Source organism: Geodermatophilaceae bacterium NBWT11, assembly GCA_014218215.1.
GTDB lineage: Bacteria > Actinomycetota > Actinomycetes > Mycobacteriales > Geodermatophilaceae > Klenkia.
On the sequence record CP043652.1, the window covers coordinates 2307284 to 2331648 of the forward strand.

Here is a 24365-nt window from a genome sequence, read left to right on the forward strand (position 1 = left end):
CGGCTGCAGGGCCCCAGGGCGCGCGCAGCGTGTCCTGGGGGGCAGCCGGGTCCTTCTTCCGGCGTCCCCAGGACGCCGGGGCTCTGCTGTGTCAGCGGGGGACGGTGGAGAGGTCGGCGGCGGCGTCGTCGTAGAGGTCGGCCATCGCCGTCCGCAGCTTGTACTTGAGCACCTTGCCGCCCACGGTCTCGGGCAGCGCGTCGCTGAAGAGCACCGCCTTGGGCGTCTCGAAGCCGGCCAGCCGGCCCCGGCACCAGTCGACGAGCTCGCGCTCGGTGATCGTGGCCCCGGGCGCGCGGACGACGACCGCCGTCACCGCCTCGCCCCAGCGGTCGTGCCGCAGCCCCACGACGGCGGCCTTGGTCACCTGCGGGTGCTCGTGCAGCAGGGCCTCGACCCTGATGCTGGAGACGTTCTCGCCGCCGCTCTTGATGATGTCCTTGTACCGGTCGACCATGATCCGCAGCCCGTCCTCGTCGACCACGCAGCTGTCCCCGGAGTGGAACCAGCCGTGGCGGAAGGCCTCCTCGGTGGCGGCCCGGTCGCGGTAGTAGCCGGCGGTCACGACCGGGGAGCGGTAGACGGCCTCGCCGGGCACCCCGGGGGAGTCCATCAGGGAGCTGCCGTCGACGTCCATCACGGTGGAGGCCAGCAGCGGGCTGGGGATGCCGACGTAGTTCACCGACGAGCCGGCGGCCCGGTACTTGGCGTCCTCGACGTCGGGCCAGAACCGGTGGCAGCTGATCGCCTCGGTCTGCCCGAAGATGCCGACCAGGGTCAGGCCCTCGCCGCAGGTCGCCTTCAGCGAGTCCCGGACGCCGACCTCGACGGCACCCCAGCCGTAGACGACCACCCGCAGCGTGCTGGTCCCCGGTGCGGACGCCGCGGCCAGCTCCGCGGCGAAGGCCTTGACCAGCTGCGGTGAACCGCCCCAGACCGCCGTCCCGCCCTCGCGGACGACGGCCGCGGCCATGTCCGCCGGCACCGGGCGCCGGCCGATGACCAGCCGCCCCCCGGCCAGGAACGCCGACAGCGACAGGATCTGGTCGGCCACGTGGTAGACGACGGGCAGGAACGCGACCTGGACGACGTCGGCCTCGACCGGGATCCCGCGGGTGAGCGACAGGGCGTGGCCCAGCGCCGCCTGGTGGGCGTAGTGGTGGGACAGCATCACGCCCTTGGGCAGTGCCGTGGTCCCGGAGGTGAAGAGGATCTCCCAGACGTCGTCGCCGTGGACGGTCGCCGCCCCGGCGTCCTCGGCGGACTGGGCGGCGGTGAAGTCGGCGAAGGACGCGCTGCCCTCGATCGGGCCCCCGCCGATGGTCACGGTGACGTCCACGGCCAGGTCGCAGGCCTCGAAGGCCGGGCGCACGTGCTCCCAGAGCTCGGCGTCGACGACGGCGAACCGCGGCTGCGCCAGGTCCACCAGCTGCTGCACGACGTCGGGGGCCAGGGAGGGGTTCAGCGGTACCGACACCAGCCCGGCCCGGGCCGCACCGAGCTTGGTCAGGTAGGCCTCGACGGAGTTCTCGCAGACCAGCAGCACCCGGTCGCCGCGCACCAACCCGGCCGCGAGCAGCCCGTGGGCGATCCGGTCGACCAGCCCTGCGGCCTCCCGGTAGGTCAGCCGCTCGAACGCCGGGTCGCCGAACGCCCCTGCCCACCCGGTGATCGCCACCCGGTCGGGCCGGCTGTACGTCAGCCGTTCCAGCACGTCTCCGACGCTCGTCCGGTTCCACCGGTCGTCGGCCCGGCGGTCGTACAGGCTGTCCACGTCGATGGCCACGCGTGCTCCTCGTCCCCGGCCGGGCGTCGTCGCGCGGCGTCGTCGGGAGTGAACCGTCGACCACTCGGCACCCTCCCGTCAAGGGCAGGCTGTGAGCCCGTGCACAACGGGGCCTGGTCTCTGTCGGTGGGGTCGGCTACGGTGCGGCAGTAGTGAACGACCGATCACATGGGAGTGCCCGATGGAGTTCGCCGAGAAGCCCGAGCTGCAGGCCCTGCGCGAGACCGTGGGCGCCATCGCGGCCCGCTACGGCGGCGCGTACTACGCCGAGCACGCCGCCCGGCACGAGCCGCTGACCGAGCTGTGGGCCGAGCTGGCCCGGGGCGGCTTCATCGGCATCAACGTCCCCGAGGAGTTCGGCGGCGGGGGCGGTGGGCTGGTCGAGCTCGCCATCGTCTGCGAGGAGATCGCCGCGCAGGGCTGCCCGATGCTGCTGCTCCTGGTGTCGGCGGCGATCTCGGCGGAGGTGATCACCCGCTTCGGCGACGCGGAGCAGAAGCAGCGCTGGCTGCCCGGCCTGGCCGACGGCACGTCCAAGGTGGTCTTCGCCATCACCGAGCCGGGTGCGGGGTCCAACAGCCACCAGCTCGCCACCACCGCCCGCCGCGAGGGCGACGACTGGCTGATCTCGGGCACCAAGTACTACATCTCCGGCGTCGACGAGGCGCAGGCGCTGATGGTCGTGGCGCGCACCGGCACCGACGAGGTCAGCGGCAGGGCGCAGATGTCGCTGTTCCTCGTGCCCACCGACGCCGAGGGCCTGGTCGCGCAGCCGCTGCCGGTGGACGCGATGCTCCCCGAGCGCCAGTTCACGCTGTTCTTCGACGACGTCCGGGTCGGCCCGGAGATGGTGGTCGGCGAGGTCGGTGCCGGGTTCGCGCAGGTGTTCCACGGCCTGAACCCCGAGCGGATCACCGGTGCCGCGCTCTGCGTGGGGATCGCCCGGTACGCGCTGGGCAGGGCCACCGCCTACGCCAACGAGCGCACCGTCTGGAAGGCCCCCATCGGGTCGCACCAGGGCGTCTCCCACCCGCTGGCCAAGGCAGCGATCGAGACCGAGCTGGCCGCGCTGATGACCCGCAAGGCCGCCTGGACCCACGACGCGGGCCTGCCCGCCGGGGAGTCCTCGAACATGGCCAAGTACGCCGCCGCGGAGGCCGCACTCGGTGCGGTGGACGCCGCGATCCAGACCCACGGCGGCAACGGGCTGTCCTCCGAGTACGGCCTGGTCCCGTACTGGGGGCTGGCCCGCCTGCTGCGGATCGCCCCGGTGAACCGGGAGATGGTGCTCAACCACGTCGCCCAGCACACCCTCGGCCTGCCCCGCTCCTACTGAGGAGAGCCCCGTGCCCGTCACCCCCCTGCAGGACAACCTGGTCCACCGGGTCAACGTCGGCGACACCCTCACCCGCACCGCGGACCGGATGCCGTCCAAGGTCGCCGTCGTCGACGGGGACCGCCGGATCACCTACCGCGAGCTCGACGACTGGACCGACCGGCTGGCCCACACCCTCGTCGACCGGGGCTACGCCCCCGGTGACTCCCTGGGCTTGGCCAGCGGCAACAGCGCGGAGTTCCTGGCCGTCTACTACGCCTGCGCGAAGGCCGGCGTGGTCTGCGTGCCGCTCAACCTGGGCTGGCGGGCCGCCGAGGCCGGCTACGTGCTCGGGCACGCCGGCGTCCGCGGGATCGTGCTGGAGGCCCAGCTCGCCGACTGGGTGGGCGAGGCGCTCACCGACGTGGACGGCGTCACCGACGTGGTGGTCGCCCCCGGCACCGGTGGATCCGTGCCGAGCACCCTGGCCGGTCGGACGACGACCACCCTGGAGGGGTTCACCGGCACCGGCACCGGCCCCGTCGAGGTGCTGGTCGCCGACCGGGCGCCGCTCACCTACCTCTACACCTCGGGCACCACCTCGGCGCCCAAGGGCGTGGTGGGCAACCACCTGGCCGTCTACGTCGAGTCGATGACCATGGCGCTGGAGGCCCGCTGGACCGACGAGGACCGGTTCATCGCGATGATGCCGATGTTCCACACCGCCCAGCTCAACTGCTTCTGCACCCCGGCCGTGCTGCTCGGCGCCACCCTGGTCGTGCACCGCGGGTTCGACGCCGACCGGTTCCTGGACACCGTCGAGGCCGAGGGGATCACCCAGGTGTTCGGCCTGCCGATGATGTTCCGCGCGCTCACCGAGCGGCCCGACACCGCCGGCCGCGACCTCTCCACCCTGCGGCGGGCCTGCTACGCCATGGCCCCGATGCCCGAGGCGCAGCTGCGCCGGGCGATCGAGGTGTTCGGCTGCGAGTTCTTCCTGCTCTTCGGACAGACCGAGATGAGCCCGACGACGACGCTGTTCCGGCCCGAGCACCAGCTCACCCACGCCGGGGCGGTCGGCACCCCGACCGTCGGCGTCCGGGTCGCCCTGGTGGGTCCGGACGGGGAACGGGTGCCCGCCGGCAGCGAGGGCGAGATCGTCTACCGCAGCCCGCAGGCGCTCACCGAGTACCTGCACGACCCGGTGGCCACCGAGGCGGCCTTCGCCGACGGCTGGTTCCACTCCGGGGACATCGGCCGCTTCGACGACGACGGCGTGCTCTGGTTCGCCGACCGCTCCAAGGACGTGATCAAGACCGGCGGGGAGAACGTCGCCTCCATCGAGGTCGAGCGCGCGCTCTACGCCGCCGACCCCGACATCGCCGAGGTGGTCGCGGTCGGCCTGCCCCACGAGCGGTGGACCGAGGCCATCACCGCCGTCGTCGTCGCCCGGCCCGGGACGACGGTCGACACCGACGCGCTGCTGGCCGCCGTCCGCGCCCGGCTGGACGGCTACAAGGTGCCCAAGGCCGTCGTCGTGCTGGAGGACCTGCCGCGCACCTCCACCGGCAAGGTGCAGAAGAACGTGCTGCGGCAGCGGCTGGCCGACCACTACCGCGAGGTGACCGCGTGACCGTCTCCACCGACCCCCGGGTCACCGAGGGCACCGTGCTGACCTCGCTGCTGGACACCCGCGGCGACCAGTACCGGACCAACCGCACCGCCTCCCTGGCCGTGCTCGACCAGCTCGAGGAGCAGCTAGACCTGGTCCGGGCCGGCGGCGGTGAGCGGTACCAGGCCCGGCACCGCGACCGGGGCCGGCTGCTCGCCCGGGAGCGGATCGAGCTGCTGCTGGACCGGGACGCGGCCTTCCTCGAGCTGTCCTCGCTGGCCGCCTGGGGCACGCCGTTCACCGTCGGGGCCAGCATCGTCACCGGCATCGGCGTCGTCTCCGGCGTGGAGTGCGTGCTCATCGCGCACGACCCCACGGTGCGCGGTGGGGCGATGAACCCGATCTCGCTGAAGAAGACGCTGCGCGCGCTGGAGATCGCCCGGCGCAACCGGCTCCCGGTGGTCAACCTGGTCGAGTCCGGCGGTGCCGACCTGCCCAGCCAGGCCGACCTCTTCGTCAACGCCGGCCAGATCTTCCACGACCTCACCGAGCTCTCCTCGATGGGCGTCCCGACGATCGCGCTGGTGTTCGGCAACTCCACCGCCGGGGGCGCCTACGTGCCCGGCATGTGCGACTACTCCGTGCTGGTCGACCAGCAGGCCAAGGTGTTCCTCGGCGGCCCGCCGCTGGTCAAGATGGCCACCGGCGAGGACGCCGACGACGAGGAGCTGGGCGGCGCGGCGATGCACGCCCGGGTCTCCGGGGTCGCCGACCACTTCGCCGTCGACGAGCGGGACGCGATCCGGCTGGGCCGACGGATCATCTCGGAGCTGAACTGGCGCAAGCAGGGCCCGGGGCCGAGCTTGCCCGCCGACGAGCCGCTGTACGACCCCGACGAGCTGCTGGGCATCGCCCCGGCCGACATCCGGGTGCCCTTCGACCCCCGCGAGGTGCTCGCCCGGGTCGTGGACGGCAGCCGGTTCGGTGAGTACAAGCCGGAGTACGGCACCAGCCTGGTCACCGGGTTCGCCTCGGTGCACGGCTTCCCGGTCGGTGTGCTGGCCAACGCCCGCGGGGTGCTGTTCAGCGAGGAGGCCAAGAAGGCCGCCGAGTTCATCCAGCTGGCCAACCAGGTCGACACCCCGCTGGTCTTCCTGCAGAACACCACCGGCTACATGGTCGGGAAGAGCTACGAGCAGGGCGGCATCATCAAGGACGGCGCCAAGATGATCAACGCCGTCACCAACTCGACGGTCCCGCACATCACGATCAACACCGCGGCGTCCTTCGGGGCCGGCAACTACGGGATGAGCGGGCGGGCCTACGACCCCCGGCTGATGTTCGCCTGGGCCGGCGCCAAGCTCGCCGTCATGGGCGCCACCCAGCTGGCCGGGGTGATGTCCATCGTCGGCAAGGCCTCGGCGGAGGCCTCGGGCCGGCCCTTCGACCAGGCCGCGGACGACGAACGACGGCGCGGCATCGAGGCCCAGATCGAGGCCGAGTCGCACTCCTTCTTCGTCACCTCGAAGGTCTACGACGACGGCCTGCTGGACCCCCGCGACACCCGCACGGTGCTCGGCATCGCGCTGTCCGCCGCCCACTCGGGCCCGATCGAGGGGCGCCGTGGCTACGGCGTCTTCCGGATGTGAGCGCCGTGACCATCTCCAAGCTGCTCGTGGCCAACCGGGGTGAGATCGCGCTGCGGGTCATGCGCACCGCCCGCGAGATGGACGTCGCCACCGTCGCCGTCTTCTCCGACCCCGACGCGGACGCACCGTTCGTGCACGCCGCCGACGAGGCCGTCGCGCTCCCCGGGTCGAGTCCGGCCGACACCTACCTGCGCGGTGACCTGGTGATCGCCGCGGCGCTGGCCACCGGTGCGCAGGCGGTGCACCCGGGCTACGGGTTCCTCAGCGAGAACGCTGGCTTCGCCCGGGACTGCGCCGCGGCCGGGCTGGTCTTCGTCGGCCCGACCCCCGAGGCGATCGACGCGATGGGTTCCAAGACCGCGGCCAAGGAGCTGATGGCCGCCGCCGGGGTGCCGGTGCTGCCCGGCGTCGTGGTCGACGAGGGCACCGACCTGGTCGCCGAGGCCGCCCGGATCGGCTACCCGGTGCTGGTCAAGGCCGCGTTCGGTGGCGGCGGCCGCGGCATGCGCATCGTCGCGGGCCCGGACGGGCTGACCGACGCCGTCGACAGCGCCCGGCGCGAGGCGGTGTCGGCGTTCGGCGACGGCACGGTGTTCCTGGAGCGCTACGTCGAGCGGCCCCGGCACGTCGAGGTCCAGGTCGTCGGCGACACCCACGGCACCGTCGTGCACCTCTTCGAGCGGGAGTGCTCGATCCAGCGCAGGTACCAGAAGGTGCTGGAGGAGGCACCGTCCCCCGCGGTGGACGACGCGCTGCGCGCCCAGCTCGGCAAGGCCGCGGTCGCCGCCGCGCAGGCGATCGGCTACGTCGGCGCCGGCACCGTGGAGTTCGTGCTCGCCCCCGACGGCGACTTCTTCTTCCTGGAGGTCAACACCCGGCTGCAGGTCGAGCACCCGGTCACCGAGCTGGTCACCGGCCTGGACCTGGTGCGGGTGCAGCTGCAGGTCGCCGAGGGCCTGCCGCTGCCGCCCGAGGTGCTCGACGCCCGGGTCACCGGGCACGCGATCGAGGCCCGGCTCAACGCCGAGGACGTGCCGGCCGGGTACCTGCCGGTCACCGGCACCGTGCACCGGTTCGCCGTCCCCGCTCTCCCCGGGGTGCGGGTGGACAGCGGCGTGGCCGACGGCTCGGTGGTCGGCGTGCACTACGACTCGATGCTGGCCAAGGTCGTCGCGCACGGGGCCACCCGCGACGAGGCCTGCCGGCGGTTGGCCCGTGCGCTGGCCGAGACCCGGGTGCACGGCATCGTCACCAACCGCGACCTGCTGGTCGCCGTGCTGCGGGAGCCGGAGTTCCGGGCCGGGGAGATCGACACCGGCTACCTGGGCCGGCACCCCGAGCTCACCTCGCCTGTGCTGGACGCCGAGGTGACCGCACTGCACGCCGCCGCGGCTGTGCTCGCCGACGCGGCCGGCCGCCGCGCCACCGCGCGGGTGCAGCGACCGGTGCCCAGCGGCTGGCGGAACGTGCCGAGCGGGGACCAGGTCGCCGTCCTCACGCACGGCGACGACGAGCTGGAGGTGCGGTACCGGCGGACCCGGGACGGCTGGCGGGTGCGCGTCGGGGACACCGCACTCGACGTCGGCGCCGTGCAGGCGACCGCGGACCGGGTGCTGCTGACCGTCGGTGGGGTCCGCCGGTCCCTGGCCGTGCACCGGGTGGGCGAGGAGGTGTTCGTCGACGGCCCCGCCGGGTCGACGGCGTTCACCGAGGAGCCGCGGTTCCCGGTGCCGGGCAGCCAGGCCGGGGAGGGCTCGCTGCTGGCCCCCATGCCCGGCACCGTCGTCCGGGTCGCGGTGGCCGAGGGCGACACCGTGACCGCGGGGCAGACCGTGCTGGTGCTGGAGGCGATGAAGATGGAGCACGTGGTGGCCGCACCCACCGACGGCGTGGTCGGCGAGCTGCACGCGACGGTCGGGCAGACCGTCGACACCGGCGCCGTGCTGGCCGTGGTGACGGCGGTGGAGGCGTGAGCGTCACCTACGAGGTGGTCCGCCGGGTCGCCTGGCTGACCATCGACCGGCCCGAGGCCCGCAACGCGCTGTCCGCCGAGGTGCGGCGGCTGCTCACCGAGGGGTTCGAGCGCTTTGCCGCCGACGACGGGGCCGCCGTCCTGGTCGTCACCGGCGCGGGGGAGAAGGCGTTCTGCGCCGGCGGAGACCTGCGGGAGATGGCCGACACCGGCCTCACCGTGCCGCCGCCGGACTTCGTGCCCCAGCCCGGCCGGACGATCGAGCTGACCAAGCCGGTGGTCGCCGCGGTCAACGGGATCGCCTACGGCGGCGGGTTCCTGCTCGCCCAGCAGTGCGACCTGGTGCTGGCCGCCGAGCACGCCCGGTTCGCGATCAGCGAGGCCAAGGTCGGCCGTGGTGCACCCTGGGCGGCCCCGCTGTCCTGGCTGGTCCCCCCGCGGATCGCCATGCAGCTGCTGGTCACCGGCGACCCGATCACCGCGCAGCGCGCGTACGAGGTCGGCCTGGTCAACGAGGTCGTGCCGGCCGACGAGCTGCACGACGCCGCCCAGGCCCTCGGCGAGCGGATCGCGGCCAACGCCCCGCTCTCGGTCGCCGCGGGCAAGCAGACCGTGCGGCTGATGGCCGGGCAGCGGTTCGCCGACGCGTACGCCGAGGCCGAGGCGCTGTGGGAGCCGGTCTACCTGTCCGACGACGCGCAGGAGGGACCGGCCGCGTTCCGGGACAAGCGCACCCCGGTCTGGACGGGGCACTGAGGTGCCCGTCGACATGGGCGCGCTCGTCGCCGACCTCGCCGCCGAGTCCGCCGACTTCGACCGGGTGCTCGCCGCACTGCCCGAGGACGCCTGGGCCACCCCCACGCCGGCGGAGGGCTGGACGGTGGCCGACCAGGTCGTGCACCTGGCCCACTTCGACGAGACCGCGACCACCGCGGCGCTCGACCCCGACCGGTTCCGCGCCGAGGCCGAGGCGCTGATGGCGCACGGCGACGACTTCACCGAGGTGGTCACCGCCGCGAACCGGGGGCGGACGCCGGCCGACCTGCTGGGCTGGCTGCGGACCGCCCGGGCCGGGTACCTGCGGGTGTTCGGTGCGATGGACCCCGGCACGGTGCTGCCCTGGTACGGCCCCCCGATGAGCGCCGCCTCCTCGGTGACCGCCCGGCTCATGGAGACCTGGGCGCACGGCCAGGACGTCAACGACGCCGTCGGCGCCACCCGCGAGCCCACCGGTCGGCTGCGGAACACCGCCCACCTGGGGGTGGCCACCCGGGGCTGGAGCCACCGGGTCCGGGGTGAGGAGCCGCCGTCCGAGCCGGTCCGGGTGGAGTTGACCGCACCCGACGGCGCGGTCTGGACCTGGGGACCCGCCGACGCCGAGGACCGGGTGACCGGCCCCGCGCTGGACTTCTGCCTGCTGGTCACCCAGCGCCGGCACCGCGCCGACCTCGCCCTGACCGCCACCGGCCGGGTCGCCGACCACTGGCTGGACCTCGCGCAGGCCTTCGCCGGCCCGCCCGGACCCGGGAGGACCGCCTCGTGACGCGGGAGCCGATCAGGATCGCCAACTGCTCCGGCTTCTACGGCGACCGGCTGGCCGCCGCCCGGGAGATGGTCGAGGGCGGCCCCATCGACGTCCTCACCGGTGACTACCTGGCCGAGCTGACCATGCTCATCCTCTGGAAGGCCCGCCAGAAGGACCCCGACACCGGCTTCGCCCGCACCTTCCTCACCCAGCTCGAGGAGGTGCTCGGCACCTGCCTGGACCGCGGGATCAAGGTGGTCAGCAACGCCGGTGGCCTCAACCCGGCCGGCCTGAGCACCCAGATCGGCGCGCTCGCCGAACGGCTCGGGCTGCACCCGCAGGTGGCGTACGTGCACGGGGACGACCTGCTGCCCCGGGTGCCGCAGCTGCTCGCCGACGGCGTGGACCTGGCCCACCTGGACACCGGTCAGCGGCTGGCCGACGCCGGCGTCGACCCGGTCTCGGCCAACGCCTACCTGGGCGGCTGGGGCATCGCCGAGGCGCTCACCGCCGGGGCGGACGTCGTCGTCACCGGCCGGGTCACCGACGCCTCGGTCGTCGTCGGGCCGGCGGCCTGGTGGCACGGCTGGTCGCGCACCGACTGGGACGCCCTGGCCGGTGCGGTCGCCGCCGGGCACGTGATCGAGTGCGGGCCCCAGGCGTGCGGGGGCAACTACGCGTTCCTGGACGAGGTCGTCGACCGCCGGTACCCCGGCTTCCCGATCGCCGAGGTCGCCGCCGACGGGTCCAGCGTGATCACCAAGCACGCCGACACCGGGGGTCTGGTCTCGGTCGGCACGGTCACCGCCCAGCTGCTCTACGAGATCGACTCCCCGGTCTACGCCAACCCCGACGTCGTCGCCGACTTCGGCACCTGCGAGCTCACCCAGCAGGCGCCGGACCGGGTGCTGATCGCGGGCACCCGGGGGTCGGCGCCCTCGGACCGGCTGAAGGTCGCGCTGAACCACCTGGGCGGCTACCGCAACACCATGACCCTGGTGCTCACCGGGCTGGACGTGGAGGAGAAGGCGGCTTGGGCCACCGACGAGCTGTTCGGCATCCTCGGCGGCCGGGACTCCTTCGCCGGGACCGACGTCCAGCTGCTCCGCTTCGACACCGCCGACTCCCCGCTCAACGCGCACGCCACCGCGCACCTGCGGGTGACCGTGAAGGACGCCGACCGGCGGAAGGTCGGCCGGCGGTTCTCCGACGCCACCATGCAGCTGGCCCTGGGTGGCTACGCCGGCTTCCACACCACCACCCCGCCGTCGGCGGAGAGCGCCTACGGCGTCTACTGGCCGGCCCTGGTGCCCCGTGACCTGGTCGAGCACGTCGTCGTCCTGCCCGACGGCACGGCCCGGCTGGTCGAGCACTCGCCGTCCGGTCCGGTCCCCGCGCCGGTGTCCGCCGCGGTGCCGGCCTGGGACGACGACGGGCCCACCGAGCGGGTGCCGCTCGGCCGGCTGGTGGGGGCGCGGTCCGGGGACAAGGGCGGCAACGCCAACGTCGGGCTCTGGGCCCAGGACGACGAGACCTGGGCGTGGCTGGCCGCCACGATGACCGTCGAGCGGTTCCGCGAGCTGCTGCCCGAGGCGGCCGACCTCGCCGTCCGCCGGTGGGAGCTGCCGCACCTGCGCGCGCTCAACCTGGTCGTCGTCGGACTGCTGGGGGAGGGCGTGGCGTCGGCGACCCGGCCCGACCCGCAGGCCAAGGGGCTGGGGGAGTACCTGCGCTCCCGGACCCTCGAGGTGCCGGTCAGACTGCTGCGGTGACCAGCGACGGGGGTGGCGTGCGCACCCGCGACCCCGACCGGCGGGTGCGGATCCTCCGGGTGGCCGCCGACCTGCTCGCCGACCGCGGGTTCCACGGCGTCTCGATGGCCGACATCGGCGGGGCGGCCGGCATCGTCGGGTCGGGGGTCTACCGGCACTTCGACAGCAAGTCCGCCGTCCTGGTCGCGCTGCTGGACGACGTGATGGACCGGCTGCTGCAGACCGCCTCGACCGCCGGGGCCTCGGGCCGGGACGAGCGCGAGGTGCTCGCCGACCTGGTGCACGGCCAGGTGCTGTTCGCCGTCGACGACCGGGCGCTGTTGCAGCTCTACCAGCGCGAGGTGCACAGCCTGCCCGACGCCGACCGCCGCCGGCTCCGTCGCCTGCAGCGGCACTACGTGGAGGAGTGGGTGCACGTGCTCGCCGAGCTCCGCCCGGAGCTGACCGACGCCGTCGCCCGGGCCTCGGTGCACGCCGCGATCGGCGCGGTGCAGTCGGTGGCCACCTACGACGGCGGCCTGCCCCGGGACGAGGTGGTCGCGCTGCTCACCCGCACCGCCTACGCCTGCCTCGGCGTCGAGCCGTGACCGCGCTGGCCTGCGTCGACATCGGCTCCACCTTCACCAAGGCCGCCCTCGTCGACACCGACACCGGGGCGCTGCTGGCCACCGCCCAGGCCCCCACCACGCTGGAGGACGTCGTCCGCGGGGTGCTCACCGCGACCGCCGACTTCCCCGACGCCCCGGTGCGGGCCTGCTCCAGCGCCGGCGGTGGGCTGCGGCTGGCCGTGGTCGGCTACGAGGCGCTGATCAGCGCCGAGGCCGGGCACCGAGCCGCGCTGAGCGCGGGGGCACGGGTGGTGCACGTGGCCGCCGGGCTGCTCTCCGCCGACGGGCTGGTCGGTCTGGCCGCCTCCCGCCCCGACGTCGTCCTCCTGGTCGGCGGCACCGACGGCGGCGACACCGCGGTGCTCACCCACAACGCCCGGGCCCTCGCCGGGTGGGACCGGTCCGTCCCCGTCGTGCTGGCCGGGAACGCCCAGGTCCAGGACGAGGTGGCCGGCCTGCTGCGGGACGGCGGCCTGCCGGTCACCGTCTGCGACAACGTGCTGCCCGACATCGGCCTGCTCGCCCCCGAGTCGGCCCGGGCGGGCATCCGCGCGGTCTTCCTCGACCACGTCATCGGCGGTGACCGGCTGTCCACCGACCCCCGGCTGCGGCAGTGGGTCCGCGCGGTCACCCCGGACGCGGTGCTCGACGGGGTCGTGGTGCTGGCCGGTCTGCGCGCCGACGCCGCCGTCCCCGGCGTGGTGGTGCTCGACGTCGGCGGCGCCACCACCGACGTGTACTGCGTGCCCGACCTGGACCCCGAGCAGGCCGCGCTGCGCCGCGAGGCGGTCGGCGTGCCCGCGCACCGGCGCACCGTGGAGGGCGACCTCGGGGTGCACCACGCGGTCGAGGACCTGCGCGCCGCAGCGCACGCCGAGGGCCTGCCGCCGCTGCCCGACGGCGCCCTGGCGATGGGCGAGGCGGCCGCCACCGTGGCGCTGCGCCGGCACCTGCGCGCCGAGGCCGCCTACGGCCCGGGCGGGGCCAGCGCCCGCGGGGTGGGCCTGGTCGTGCTGTCCGGCGGGGTGTTCCGGCACGCCGGCGCCGCCGCCCGGGACGCCGTCGTCACCCGGCTGGCCGCCGACCGCGGAGGCGCCGGGGGTGTGCTCGGTGGGACCGAGGTCGCCGTCGATGACCGGTACGTGCTGGCCGCAGCGGGCCTGCTCGCCGGCGACCACCCCGCCGCCGCCCGCGGCCTGCTCGCCCCCCTCGCCTGACCCCCTCGCTCGCCCGCTCTTCGATCAGGTGGGACGACCACCGTGCGTCCTCAGCCACCGACGCCGGTGGAGGAGGACGCACAGTGGTCGTCGGAGCTGATCGACGCCGCGGGGCCGGGTGGCGGTGGGGGGGCTGCTCGTGGGTCTGGTGCTGCTGGGCCTCGACGTGGTCGACAACCCGTTCTGGTGCGTGTCGATCGGCATCGTCGTGGCCGCGGTGGCCATGCCGATGCGCCGGGCCGTCAGCCGGGCGGGCTGAGCGTCCGGGCCCACCGGCCCGACGCGGCGGCGGCGAACGGTGCCGCGTCGTCCGCGCTGAGGTCCAGCGCGGTGTAGCCGCCGCTGCCCGCGCCGACGGCCGCCACGACGGTGGCCAGGCCCTGCCGGCGCTGGAAGAACGTCTGGTGCACCTGCCAGCCGACCACGGCGCGACGCTGCAGCACCGCCTGCTCGCGCACCAGCCAGCCCGACCGCACCGAGAACGACCGGGGCCCGGCCGCGTGGCCCAGCGCGGCGTACCGGCCCAGCCCCAGCGGCACCCCGAGCGCGCTCAGCACGAGCCCGACGGCGAGCAGCCACCACTGTCCCGTCAGGGCCAGCAGCACGCCACCGCCCACGGTCACCAGCAGCCCGCCGACGACGGCCCGCAGGATCCTCCGCCGGCGCGCCGCGGGCGGGTGGGCCCGCAGCGGGCCCGGGTCCTCGACCAGCCGGGAGGCCAGTGCCCACGCCTCCGCCCGCGGGCCCAGCGGCAGCAGCTGCCCCCGCCGGGTGGCATCGCCCAGGCCGGTGACCAGTGCCGAGGCCCGCGCGGCCCCGACCCAGCGCATGCCCAGGCCCTCCGAGACCGTGCAGCCGCGGATCCGGTCGACCTCCAGCTCGGTGTGCCGCCGGGTCAGCAGCCCCCGGACGGCGACGAGCGACCCACCCCGGCGGACCAGCCGGAACCGCCAGTTCACCAGCGCGCTGCCCACCACCGCACCGACGGCCAGCAGCACGACGGCGACCAGGAGGGCGACGACCAGCAGCCCGGTGTCGGTGAGGTCGGGCCGCCCCAGGTCGGGCGTGAACCGGTCGGGCAGCTCGTCGGCCAGCCGGAACAGCGCGCCCACCGCGGCCAGGGGCACGGCCAGGTAGCTGCCGACCAGCGGGGCGTAGAGCAGCCAGCGGTTGTCGAACCGGGCGAACTCCTCCTCGACCGGTTCGGCCTCGAAGGCCTCCACCGGCACCTCGGGGGCGCGCCGGGCCAGGAGGTGGACGCGCAGCCGGTCGGCCTCGGCGGGGGTGATCCCGTCGACGACCAGCTCCTCCTCCTTGGCCGAGACGGCGCCGGCCGCGGCGTCGACCCGCACCCGGACGAGGCCCAGGAGCCGGTGCACCAGCGGGGTCTCGACCTCCACGCCGCGCACCCGGTCGTTGGGCACGGTGCGCACCGAGCGGGACAGCAGGCCGCGGGTGACGACCATCGCGGACGCACCGTCGACGTAGGTGAACCGCCACCACGACAGCAGCGCCCCGGCCAGCGACAGCACGGTGATCCCGACCGCGATGAGCACGACGGCGAACACCCCGTCGGTCAGCCCGCGGAACGCCCCGATGCCCAGCACGACCGGCACGAACTGCCGGGCCTGCCGGAAGGTGATCGTGTGCACGAGCACGACGCGCCAGGAGGTCCGGCGTCCGACCGGGGCCCGCGCCGGGTCCGGCGGCTGCCAGGGACCGCTCACGTGGCCTCGTCCCGCACCGTCTCGGCCCGGCGCGCCAGGTCGTCGGCGACCCGGGCGGCGACGTCGGCCTCCAGGTGCAGGATCCGCACGGTGCCCTGCGAGGACGCCGTCAGGACCGCGACCGTGGCCAGCCCGAACACCTGCTGCACCACCCCGCGGGTGACGTCGACGGTCTGGATCCGGGACACCGGCACCAGCGTCCAGGTGCGCGACAGCCAGCCGGTGAGGGTGTAGACCGCCTCGTCGGTGACCTCCCAGCGGTGCACCCGGTACCGCAGCCGCGGGCGCAGCCCGATCGTCACCACGGCCTCGACCACCACGAGCACCGGGAGCAGCACCGCCACCCAGGTGGGCAGCGGGAGGAACACCTCCAGGAGCACCACCACGACCACCCAGAACAGCGCCCCGAGGACCCCCTCGGCGGTCCACAGCCCGATCGCGTTGCGACCTGGGGACCAGGCGGGCTGTCGGGCCGGGTCGTGCCGGGGAGCGCTCATCGTCGTCCATCCTCGCAGGCCGGACCCCGGGCGGGCGTGCCACGATGGGGTGCGTGACGATGCCGCAGCAGGTCCCCACCGTGCCCGCCGACCAGGTCCCCGACGACGCCGTCGTGCTCGACGTGCGTGAGGACGACGAGTGGGTCGCCGGCCACATCGACGGCGCGACGCACGTGCCGATGGGCGAGGTGCCCGCCCGGCTGGACGACCTCCCCGAGGGCGACCCGCTCTACGTGACCTGCCGGGGCGGTGGCCGCTCGGCCCGGGTCGCGGCCTGGCTGAACCAGAACGGCTACGACGCGGTGAACGTCGGCGGCGGCATGGGCGACTGGGAGGCCGCCGGCCGTCCCATGGTCAGCGAGACCGGGAACGCACCGAGAGTCGTCTAGACGCCACCTGCCGCGGGCCCCGGTGCAGGGGCCCGCGGCGTGCGCAGCGCGTCGTGGGTGGCAGCGGGGTCCTCCTACTGCGGCTGGTAGTCCGCGAAGCGGGTGCGCAGGTCCTTCTTGGAGAACTTGCCGACGCTGGTCTTGGGCACCTCGTCGATGAACTCGACCGCCTCGGGCAGCCACCACTTGGCCACCAGCGGGGTGATGTGGTCGATGATCTCCTGCTTGGAGGACTCCTCGCCCTCCTTGAGGACGACGCAGGCCAGCGGGCGCTCGTCCCACTTGGGGTCCGGGATCGCGATGACCGCGGCCTCCTTGACCTTGGGGTGGCTCATGATCGCGTTCTCCAGGTCGACCGAGCTGATCCACTCGCCGCCGGACTTGATCAGGTCCTTGGTCCGGTCGGCGATGCGCACCGAGCCGTAGGAGTCGACCGCGGCCACGTCGCCGGTCTTCATCCAGCCGTCGGAGGTGGACAGCTCCACGCCCTCGTCGGGCTTGTAGTAGTCCTGCGCGGTGGTCGAGCCACGCACCTGGAGCTCGCCGGTGGCGACGTCGTCCCAGGGCAGCTCGTCGGTGGTGCCGGCCTCGACGATCCGCACCTCGACGCCCATGAACGGGATGCCGGCGCGGGCGCGCCAGGCGGCCTTGTCCTCGTCGCTGCCGTCGAACAGGTGGCGGGGGAGGCGGGCCGAGGTGGCCACCGGGTGCGTCTCGGTCATGCCCCAGGCCTGCAGGATGGGCAGCCCGACCTGCTCGCGGTAGGCCTCGCTGAGGGCCTTGGGGACGGCGGACCCACCGCAGCCGATGTCGCGCAGCTGGTGCTCGCGGCCGGCCAGCTCGGGGAGCACGCCCTGCCAGATGGTGGGCACGCCGGCGGTGAACGTGACGCCCTCGTCGACGATCAGGTCCGCCAGCGCCTTGGGCTGCATCATCGGGCCGGGGAAGACCATCGCGGCACCCACCGAGGGGCCGGCCTGCGCCAGGCCCCAGGCGTTGGCGTGGAACATCGGCACGACCGGCATGACGACGTCGGTCTCGCCCATCGAGAAGACGTTGGGCTGCACCACGGCCATGGTGTGCAGCACCGTCGAGCGGTGCGTGTAGAGCACGCCCTTGGGGTTGCCCGTGGTGCCCGACGTGTAGCACATGCTGGCTGCCTGGTCCTCGTCCTCGACCCGGAAGTCGACCGGGCTGGCCGCGGCGAGCAGCTCCTCGTAGTCCCGCACGCGCGGGTCGTCGGGGATCTCGTTGTCCCCGCCGTCGTCCATCACCACGACGTGCTTGACGGTGGTCATCGTGTCCACCAGCGGCCAGAACAGCGGGAGCACCGTGCGGTCGACGAAGACGACCTCGTCCTCGGCGTGGTTGGCGATGTAGGTCAGCTGCTCGGGGAAGAGCCGGATGTTCAGCGTGTGCAGCACGCGCCCGGTGCTGGGGACGGCGAAGTACAGCTCCAGGTGGCGGGCGGAGTTCCAGGCGAACGTGCCCACCCGGCCGTCGGCGCTGATGCCCAGGTCGTCCAGGACCCCGCCCAGCTTGCGGGTGCGCTTGGCCCACTCCGCGTACGTCGTCCGGACCGGCCCGGTGGGCGAGTTCGTCACGATCGGCTTGTGGCCGTGGTGGCGCTCGGCGTACCGGAAGATCGAGTCGATCGTCAGGGGCGTGTGCTGCATGTGACCGCGCATGCAGCGCATCGTGCCAGTGAGCGCGCTCACCTTCTACTGGTGGGTAGCTCCGCTCAGCGGCGCAGCACGACCGGCAGCTCGGCCAGCCCGCGGATGACGAACTCCGGACGACGGACGGCCTCCCCGCCCAGCTCGACGGACGACGTCCGGGACAGCAGCGCGCCGAACCCGGCCTGCAGCTCGACCCGGGCCAGCGGGGCGCCGATGCAGAAGTGGATGCCGGCCCCGAAGCTCACGTGCGGGTTGTCGGCCCGGCCCACGTCCAGGTCGCCGGGGGAGTCGAAGACCGCGGGGTCGTGGTTGGCGCTGCCCAGCAGGGCGGCGACCTTCTGGCCCCGCTCGACCACGACGCCGCCGAGCTCGACGTCCTCGGTGGCGGTGCGCTCGAAGAGCTGCAGCGGGGAGTCGTAGCGCATCAGCTCCTCGATCGCGGTCGGCAGCAGCGCGGGGTCCGCGCGCAGCCGGGCCAGCTGGTCGGGGTGCTGCAGCAGCGCGAGCAGGCCGTTGCCGGTGACGTTGACGGTGGCCTCGTGACCGGCGTTGAGCAGCAGGATGCAGGTGGTGACCAGCTCGTCCTCGGTGAGGGCGTCCCCGGCGTCCCGGACGCCGACCAGGTGGCTGACCAGGTCGTCCCCGGGCACCCGGCGGCGTTCGGCGGCGAGCTCCCGCAGGTAGGCCACGAACTCGTCGGCGGCCCGCTCGGCGGCGTCCTCGGTGTCGGGGGTGCGGCCGTACTCGTACATCTTCACGATGGCGTTCGACCAGGGCCGCAGCAGCGCCCGGTCGCTCTCGGGGACGCCCAGCAGCTCGGCGATCACCGCGACGGGCAGCTGCTCGGCCATCCCGGTGAGCAGGTCGACCGGGGTGCCGTCGGCCGACGCGTCGGCGAGCTCGTCGACCAGCCGGTCGGCCAGCTCCACCACCCACGGCCGCAGCCGCTCCACGTGCCCGCGGGCGAAGGCCTTGCTGATCAGCCGCCGCAGCCGGGTGTGGTGCGGGGGCTCCATCTCCAGGATGGCGTTGCGGTGCACCAGGTTGAACGACCCGAAGCGGTCGGCGGGCTCCCGGTCGGCCCAGATCCGGCCCAGCCGGCGGTCCCGCAGCACGGTGTTGGACTCGGCGTGGGTGAACGCCAGCCACAGCCCCAGCCCCTCGTGCCACTGCACCGGGGCCACGGCCCGGGCGGCGTCGAAGGCCGGGTACGGGTCGAGGACGACGGCGGGGTCGGACAGGTCCAGCGGCGGGGCGGTCGGCACACGCGGAGGCTAGCGACGCCCGCTCCGTAACCTGGGCGGCATGGCCCGCACCGCATCCCGTCGTCGTCCTGCCGCCCCCGCCGCCGACGGTGAGGTCAACCCCAAGGCGCCCTGTCCCTGCGGGTCGGGCCGCAAGTACAAGCACTGCCACGGCTCGGCCTACGCCCCGGTCGTGTCCCGGCCCTTCGAGGGCCTGGCCGGCGAGGCCGACTGGGTGGCGCTGCGCGAGCTGGTGCCCTCGGCGACGGCGACGCTCTCCACCGCGGACGGCCGCACCGTGACCCTGGCCAGCGTGCTGCCCGGGGGCGCCCCCGGCCTGGTCCGGGCCAACGGCGAGATCGTCCTCGGCGTCCAGCTCGCCACCTCCTCCGACGACGTCAGCCGCGACCTGGGCACCGCGCTCGCCGCGGCCCTGGAGGCCCCGGCCGGCAACCCGGTCGACCCGGGCCCGATCGGCGCCGAGGGCTCGGCCGGCCCCCGGCTGCAGGAGCTGCTGGACCCGGCCGCCCCCCTCGAGGTGACCGTGCACGAGGACTTCGGCTTCTGGCTCGAGGGCACCGGCGCAGGCCCGGCCGCGCTGGCCGGCCTGGAGCGGGCCAACGAGGCGGTCATCCCCACCGTCCGGCTCGAGGGCCTGGACGCCGCCTACTGGTGCCGGCCCGCGGTGGACCGGGCCCACGTGCGGTGGGTGCGTCCCGAGCCCGAGGAGCAGCTCCTGGACGCCCTCGCCCGGCTGGGCGCGGCCGAGCAGCTGACCCTCGGTGAGGGCACCAAGTACGCCGGCGCCTTCCGGGCGCACGGCCTCGTCGTCCCGGTGTGGGACGTGCCGGCCGACACCCCGCCGGCCGACTGGGCCGGCCCGGCCGCCGAGCTGCAGACCCGCCTGGAGGCAGCCCTCGCGGTCACCGAGCCGCTGTCCACCGACGAACGCCGGTCACGGGCCGGGCTGCTCTCCCGGCAGGTCACCCTGCGCTGAGGCGGACGGGGCCCGGGTGGTTCCGAACCCACCCGGGTCCGCCTGCTGTGGCCGACGTGGCGCAGGTCACGCCCGGCCCGCTTCGGCCCGTTCCGCGCACAGCCGGGTTACGTGGGGCCACCGCCTTCGTTACGAGAACGTGACACGAAGCTGTCCGGAACCTCTTGACGGGAGTGTGTTGTTAGCGCTCACAATGTGAGCGCCCGCACAGACGTGGGCCTGAGCGCCGAGATGTGTGTCCGGCGGCAGACGTCTCGAAGAGGAGATCCATTGAGCAACAAGCTCAAGATGACCGCCCTGGGTGCCGCGCTGGCATTCGGCCTGACCGCGTGTGGCGGCGGTGGCGCCGGCAGCGGCGGTGGCGACACCGCGGACGCCGACCCCAGCGACCTCAGCATCGGCGTCTCGATGCCGACCGAGACCTCCGAGCGGTGGATCGCCGACGGCGACGCCGTGCAGTCGCAGCTCGAGGACGCCGGCTACACGGTGGACCTGCAGTTCGCCAACGACGACATCCCCACCCAGTCGCAGCAGATCGACCAGATGATCACCGAGGGCGCTGACCTCCTGATCATCGCCGCGATCGACGGCACCGCGCTCTCCGGCCAGCTCCAGGCCGCCGCCGACGCCAACATCCCGGTCATCTCCTACGACCGCCTGATCCGCGACACCGAGAACGTCGACTTCTACGTCACGTTCGACAACTTCGCCGTGGGCGAGGCCCAGGCCAACGCGCTGCTCACCGGCCTCGGCCTGCAGAACGCCGACGGGTCCGCCGGCACGGCGACCGGTCCGTTCAACATCGAGCTGTTCGCCGGCTCGCTGGACGACAACAACGCGTTCTTCTTCTTCAACGGCGCGATGTCGGTCCTGCAGCCCCTCATCGACGACGGCACGCTCGTCGTCCCCTCGGGCCAGACCACCATCGAGCAGGCCGCCACGCTGCGCTGGCAGCAGGAGACCGCCCAGTCGCGCATGGAGACCCTGCTCACGGGTTCCTACAACGACGGCACGGTCCTCAACGGCGTCCTGTCGCCCTACGACGGCATCTCGCGCGGCATCATCACCGCCCTGCAGAACGCCGGCTACGGCCCGGACCTCGCCTCCACCCCGCAGCCGCTGCCCGCGGTGACCGGTCAGGACGCCGAGATCGCCTCGGTCGCCCTGATCGACCAGGGTGTCCAGAGCTCCACGATCTTCAAGGACACCCGTCAGCTGGCCGAGCAGGCCGTCACCGCCGCCACCGCCATCCTCGAGGGTGGGGAGCCGGAGGCCAACGACACCGAGACCTACGACAACGGCGTCAAGGTCGTCCCGTCGTACCTGCTCCCCGTCGAGACGGTCTACGCCGACGACATCCAGTCGGTGCTCGTGGACTCGGGTTACTACACCGAGTCCGAGGTCCAGTCCGGCCAGGCCGACTGACCCACCCCGCCTGACCCGGTCGGGCCCGGCAGCCTCGCGCTGCCGGGCCCGACCGGCACCACCCCTGGGCACGCTCCCGGGGGCACCTGCACGAGCACGATCCGGCAACGAACGAGTGAGACGACGGAGTCCATGGCCGACCACATCCTCGAGATGCGCTCCATCACCAAGACCTTCCCCGGCGTCAAGGCCCTGTCCGACGTCACCCTGGCGGTGTCGCGCGGCGAGGTCCACGCCATCTGCGGGGAGAACGGCGCCGGCAAGTCGACGCTGATGAAGGTCCTCTCCGGGGTGTACCCGGCCGGGGACTACGACGGCGAGATCGTCTTCGACGGGCAGGTGTGCAACTTCGCGGGGATCCGCGACTCCGAGCACGCCGGCATCGTGATCATCCACCAGGAGCTCGCCCTGGTGCCCTACCTCTCGATCGCCGAGAACATCTTCCTGGGCAGCGAGAAGCGCGGGCGCTTCGGTCTCATCGACTGGAACCTGGCCAACGCCGAGGCCGGTCGACTGCTGCGTGAGGTGGGCCTCGAGGAGAGCCCCACCACCCCGGTCGGCACGCTCGGCGTCGGCAAGCAGCAGCTGGTGGAAATCGCCAAGGCACTGAGCAAGGACGTCAAGCTGCTCATCCTCGACGAGCCCACCGCGGCGCTGAACGACACCGACTCCGCGCACCTGCTCGGGCTGATCCGCGGCCTCAAGGGCCGGGGGATCACCTCGATCATCATCTCGCACAAGCTCAACGAGATCGACGCGATCGCCGACCACACCACGATCATCCGGGACGGCCAGACCGTCGAGACCCTCGACATGGCCGACCCCACCGTCGACGTCGACCGGATCATCCGGCTGATGGTCGGCCGGGCGCTGGACTCCTACTACCCCGAGCGCGAGTCGCACCCGGGCGAGGAGGTCCTGCGGGTCGAGAACTGGACCGTCAAGCACGCCACCCAGGACCGGCTGGTCGTCGACGGCGCGAGCTTCGACGTCCGGGCCGGTGAGGTCGTGGGCATCGCCGGGCTGATGGGCGCCGGGCGCACCGAGCTCGCGATGAGCATCTTCGGCCGCTCCTACGGCACCTACGTCGACGGCAAGGTCTTCGTGCACGGCCGCGAGGTCAAGGCCAAGAGCGTGTCCGAGGCCATCGACGCCGGTCTGGCCTACGCCACCGAGGACCGCAAGAAGTACGGCCTCAACCTCATCGACGACATCTCGCGCAACGTCTCGGCCGCCGCGCTGGGCAAGCTGTCCACCCGCGGGTTCGTGGACTCCAACGAGGAGACCCGCGAGGCCGAGGACGCCCGGACGTCGATGAACATCAAGGCCCCGACGGTGAAGTCGATCGTCGGCAAGCTGTCCGGTGGCAACCAGCAGAAGGTCGTGCTGTCCAAGTGGCTGCTGACCGACCCCGACGTGCTGATCCTCGACGAGCCCACCCGTGGCATCGACGTGGGCGCCAAGTACGAGATCTACACGATCATCAACCGCCTCGTGGCTGCCGGGAAGGCGGTGGTGGTCATCTCCTCGGAGCTGCCCGAGCTGCTGGGCATCTGTGACCGCGTGTACACGCTCTCGGCCGGCCGCATCACCGGGCAGCTGCCCGTGGCCGAGGCGACCCAGGAACGCCTCATGACCCTCATGACCCAGGAGAAGGAGCTCGTCGGATGACCCACACCGTCGGTCCGACGTCGGAGCCCGAGGCCGAGTCGGCCACGCAGGCCAAGGACGTCGCCCCCGCTGCCGCACTCGGAGTCGGCACCAGCGACGTCCGCGCGCTGCTGACCCGCAACCTGCGCACCAGCGGCATCTACATCGCCTTCGTGGTGGTGGTCGCGCTGTTCGCGATCCTGACCGGGGGCACCTCGCTCTCCCCGGGCAACATCACGAACATCGTCCTGCAGTACTCCTACATCCTGATCCTGGCGATCGGCATGGTCATCGTGATCATCGCCGGCCACATCGACCTCTCGGTCGGTTCGGTCGTGGCGGTCACCGGTGCCACGTCCGCCGTGATCGTCATCCGGCAGGACCAGCCCTGGTGGGTCGGCGTGCTCGCCGCCCTCGCCGTCGGCCTGGTCATCGGTGCGTGGCAGGGCTTCTGGGTCGCCTACGTGGGCATCCCCGCGTTCATCGTGACCCTGGCGGGCATGCTGCTGTTCCGCGGCCTGACCCTGCAGGTGCTGGACAACATCTCGCTGTCGCCCTTCACCCCGGAGTACGGGCGGATCGCCTCGGGCTTCAGCAACGGGCTGCTGGGTGGCAACGGCTTCGACGCGTTCACCCTGCTGGTGTTCGCCGTCGCGGTGGTCGCCTACGCGGTGAGCCAGTACCGCACCCGCCTCGCCCGGGTCCGCTACAACCAGACCGTCCCGTCGTTCCCGCTGTTCGTGGCGCAGATCGTCGTCGTGGCCGCCGTCGTCATGGCCTTCGGCTACCAGCTGGCCACCGCCCGCGGTCTGCCCTACGTGCTGGTCATCCTGGCCGTGCTGATCATGGTCTACGGCATCGTGACCAAGCGGACCGTCTTCGGCCGGCAGGTCTACGCCATCGGCGGCAACCTGGCCGCGGCCACGCTGTCCGGCGTCAAGGTCAAGGCGGTCAACTTCTGGATCTTCGTGAACATGGGCTTCCTGGCCGCCGTGGCCGGTGTCGTGTTCTCGTCCCGGTCCAACGGTGCCCAGCCTGGCGCCGGCAACAGCTTCGAGCTCGACGCCATCGCCGCGGCCTTCATCGGTGGCGCTGCCGTCACCGGTGGTGTCGGCACGGTCGTCGGGGCGATGGTCGGTGGTCTGCTCGTCGGTGTCATGAGCAACGGCATGCAGCTCATGGGCGTCGACCAGTCCATCCAGTCGATGGTCAAGGGCCTCGTGCTGCTGCTCGCGGTCGCCTTCGACGTCTACAACAAGCGCAGGGCCGGCTCCTCCCGCTGACGCGGGGGGACCGGCAGG

General features: G+C 73.4%; 19 protein-coding genes. 14 read left to right on the plus strand and 5 right to left on the minus strand.

Annotation, left to right across the window (positions count from 1 at the left end; translation table 11 throughout):
• Positions 1 to 91 precede the first annotated feature (91 nt).
• Positions 92 to 1786, minus strand: coding sequence for an AMP-binding protein (locus tag F1C76_11115; GenBank protein QNG37063.1), 1695 nt, complete (start codon positions 1784 to 1786; stop codon positions 92 to 94).
• Between the two features lie 181 nt (positions 1787 to 1967).
• Between F1C76_11115 and F1C76_11120 the strand changes: the two genes are divergently transcribed.
• Genes F1C76_11120 through F1C76_11160 form a run of 9 tightly spaced genes read left to right on the plus strand, consistent with a single transcriptional unit; the run spans position 1968 to position 13456 of the window.
• Complete coding sequence (locus tag F1C76_11120; GenBank protein QNG37064.1) at positions 1968 to 3122, plus strand: acyl-CoA dehydrogenase; 1155 nt, start codon at positions 1968 to 1970, stop codon at positions 3120 to 3122.
• Positions 3123 to 3132: 10 nt separating this feature from the next.
• Entirely contained in the window at positions 3133 to 4734 is a 1602-nt protein-coding gene (locus F1C76_11125; protein QNG37065.1) for an AMP-binding protein, read from the plus strand.
• Complete coding sequence (locus F1C76_11130; protein ID QNG37066.1) at positions 4731 to 6362, plus strand: acyl-CoA carboxylase subunit beta; 1632 nt, start codon at positions 4731 to 4733, stop codon at positions 6360 to 6362. The genes F1C76_11125 and F1C76_11130 overlap by 4 nt, the downstream gene beginning before the upstream one ends.
• 5 nt (positions 6363 to 6367) lie before the next feature.
• Positions 6368 to 8335: an ATP-grasp domain-containing protein gene (locus F1C76_11135; protein QNG37067.1), complete on the plus strand. Its 1968-nt coding sequence runs from the start codon at positions 6368 to 6370 to the stop codon at positions 8333 to 8335.
• Complete coding sequence (locus F1C76_11140) at positions 8332 to 9090, plus strand: enoyl-CoA hydratase/isomerase family protein (protein QNG37068.1); 759 nt, start codon at positions 8332 to 8334, stop codon at positions 9088 to 9090. Before F1C76_11135 ends, F1C76_11140 begins: the two co-directional genes overlap by 4 nt.
• Before the next feature lies 1 nt (position 9091).
• Entirely contained in the window at positions 9092 to 9877 is a 786-nt protein-coding gene (locus tag F1C76_11145; GenBank protein QNG37069.1) for a TIGR03084 family protein, read from the plus strand.
• A complete protein-coding gene (locus F1C76_11150; protein ID QNG37070.1) occupies positions 9874 to 11631 on the plus strand; it encodes a DUF1446 domain-containing protein in 1758 nt (585 codons plus the stop codon). Before F1C76_11145 ends, F1C76_11150 begins: the two co-directional genes overlap by 4 nt.
• Positions 11628 to 12218, plus strand: a complete 591-nt coding sequence (locus F1C76_11155; GenBank protein QNG37071.1) for a TetR/AcrR family transcriptional regulator — start codon at positions 11628 to 11630, stop codon at positions 12216 to 12218. Before F1C76_11150 ends, F1C76_11155 begins: the two co-directional genes overlap by 4 nt.
• Positions 12215 to 13456: a glutamate mutase gene (locus F1C76_11160; protein ID QNG37072.1), complete on the plus strand. Its 1242-nt coding sequence runs from the start codon at positions 12215 to 12217 to the stop codon at positions 13454 to 13456. The genes F1C76_11155 and F1C76_11160 overlap by 4 nt, the downstream gene beginning before the upstream one ends.
• Before the next feature lie 242 nt (positions 13457 to 13698).
• On the opposite strand, the gene F1C76_11165 is transcribed toward F1C76_11160, so the two are convergent.
• Together F1C76_11165 and F1C76_11170 are read right to left on the minus strand one after the other, a co-directional pair.
• Complete coding sequence (locus F1C76_11165; protein QNG37073.1) at positions 13699 to 15183, minus strand: PH domain-containing protein; 1485 nt, start codon at positions 15181 to 15183, stop codon at positions 13699 to 13701.
• On the minus strand, positions 15180 to 15680 hold the full coding sequence (locus F1C76_11170) for a PH domain-containing protein (protein QNG37074.1): 501 nt from the start codon (positions 15678 to 15680) through the stop codon (positions 15180 to 15182). Before F1C76_11170 ends, F1C76_11165 begins: the two co-directional genes overlap by 4 nt.
• Positions 15681 to 15724: 44 nt before the next feature.
• Here F1C76_11170 and F1C76_11175 point away from each other — a divergent pair, with 44 nt between their 5' ends.
• On the plus strand, positions 15725 to 16069 hold the full coding sequence (locus F1C76_11175) for a rhodanese-like domain-containing protein (protein QNG37075.1): 345 nt from the start codon (positions 15725 to 15727) through the stop codon (positions 16067 to 16069).
• A gap of 74 nt (positions 16070 to 16143) precedes the next feature.
• Here F1C76_11175 and F1C76_11180 read toward each other — a convergent pair whose 3' ends face one another.
• Positions 16144 to 17757, minus strand: coding sequence for a long-chain fatty acid--CoA ligase (locus F1C76_11180; GenBank protein QNG37076.1), 1614 nt, complete (start codon positions 17755 to 17757; stop codon positions 16144 to 16146).
• Positions 17758 to 17810: 53 nt separating this feature from the next.
• Positions 17811 to 19013, minus strand: a complete 1203-nt coding sequence (locus tag F1C76_11185) for a cytochrome P450 (GenBank protein ID QNG37077.1) — start codon at positions 19011 to 19013, stop codon at positions 17811 to 17813.
• Positions 19014 to 19053: 40 nt separating this feature from the next.
• On the opposite strand from F1C76_11185, the gene F1C76_11190 reads away from it, so the two are divergent.
• The 4 genes from F1C76_11190 (at position 19054) to F1C76_11205 (ending at position 24347) form a co-directional block, all read left to right on the plus strand.
• A complete protein-coding gene (locus F1C76_11190; protein QNG37078.1) occupies positions 19054 to 19989 on the plus strand; it encodes an SEC-C domain-containing protein in 936 nt (311 codons plus the stop codon).
• 288 nt (positions 19990 to 20277) lie between these two features.
• Positions 20278 to 21414, plus strand: a complete 1137-nt coding sequence (locus F1C76_11195) for a sugar ABC transporter substrate-binding protein (protein QNG39175.1) — start codon at positions 20278 to 20280, stop codon at positions 21412 to 21414.
• Between the two features lie 132 nt (positions 21415 to 21546).
• The gene (locus F1C76_11200) at positions 21547 to 23085 is read left to right on the plus strand and encodes a sugar ABC transporter ATP-binding protein (GenBank protein QNG37079.1); all 1539 of its coding nucleotides are present in this window, start codon (positions 21547 to 21549) and stop codon (positions 23083 to 23085) included.
• Positions 23082 to 24347 (plus strand): sugar ABC transporter permease, encoded by a 1266-nt coding sequence (locus tag F1C76_11205; GenBank protein ID QNG37080.1) that lies wholly within the window; start codon positions 23082 to 23084, stop codon positions 24345 to 24347. The genes F1C76_11200 and F1C76_11205 overlap by 4 nt, the downstream gene beginning before the upstream one ends.
• Positions 24348 to 24365: the final 18 nt, after the last annotated feature.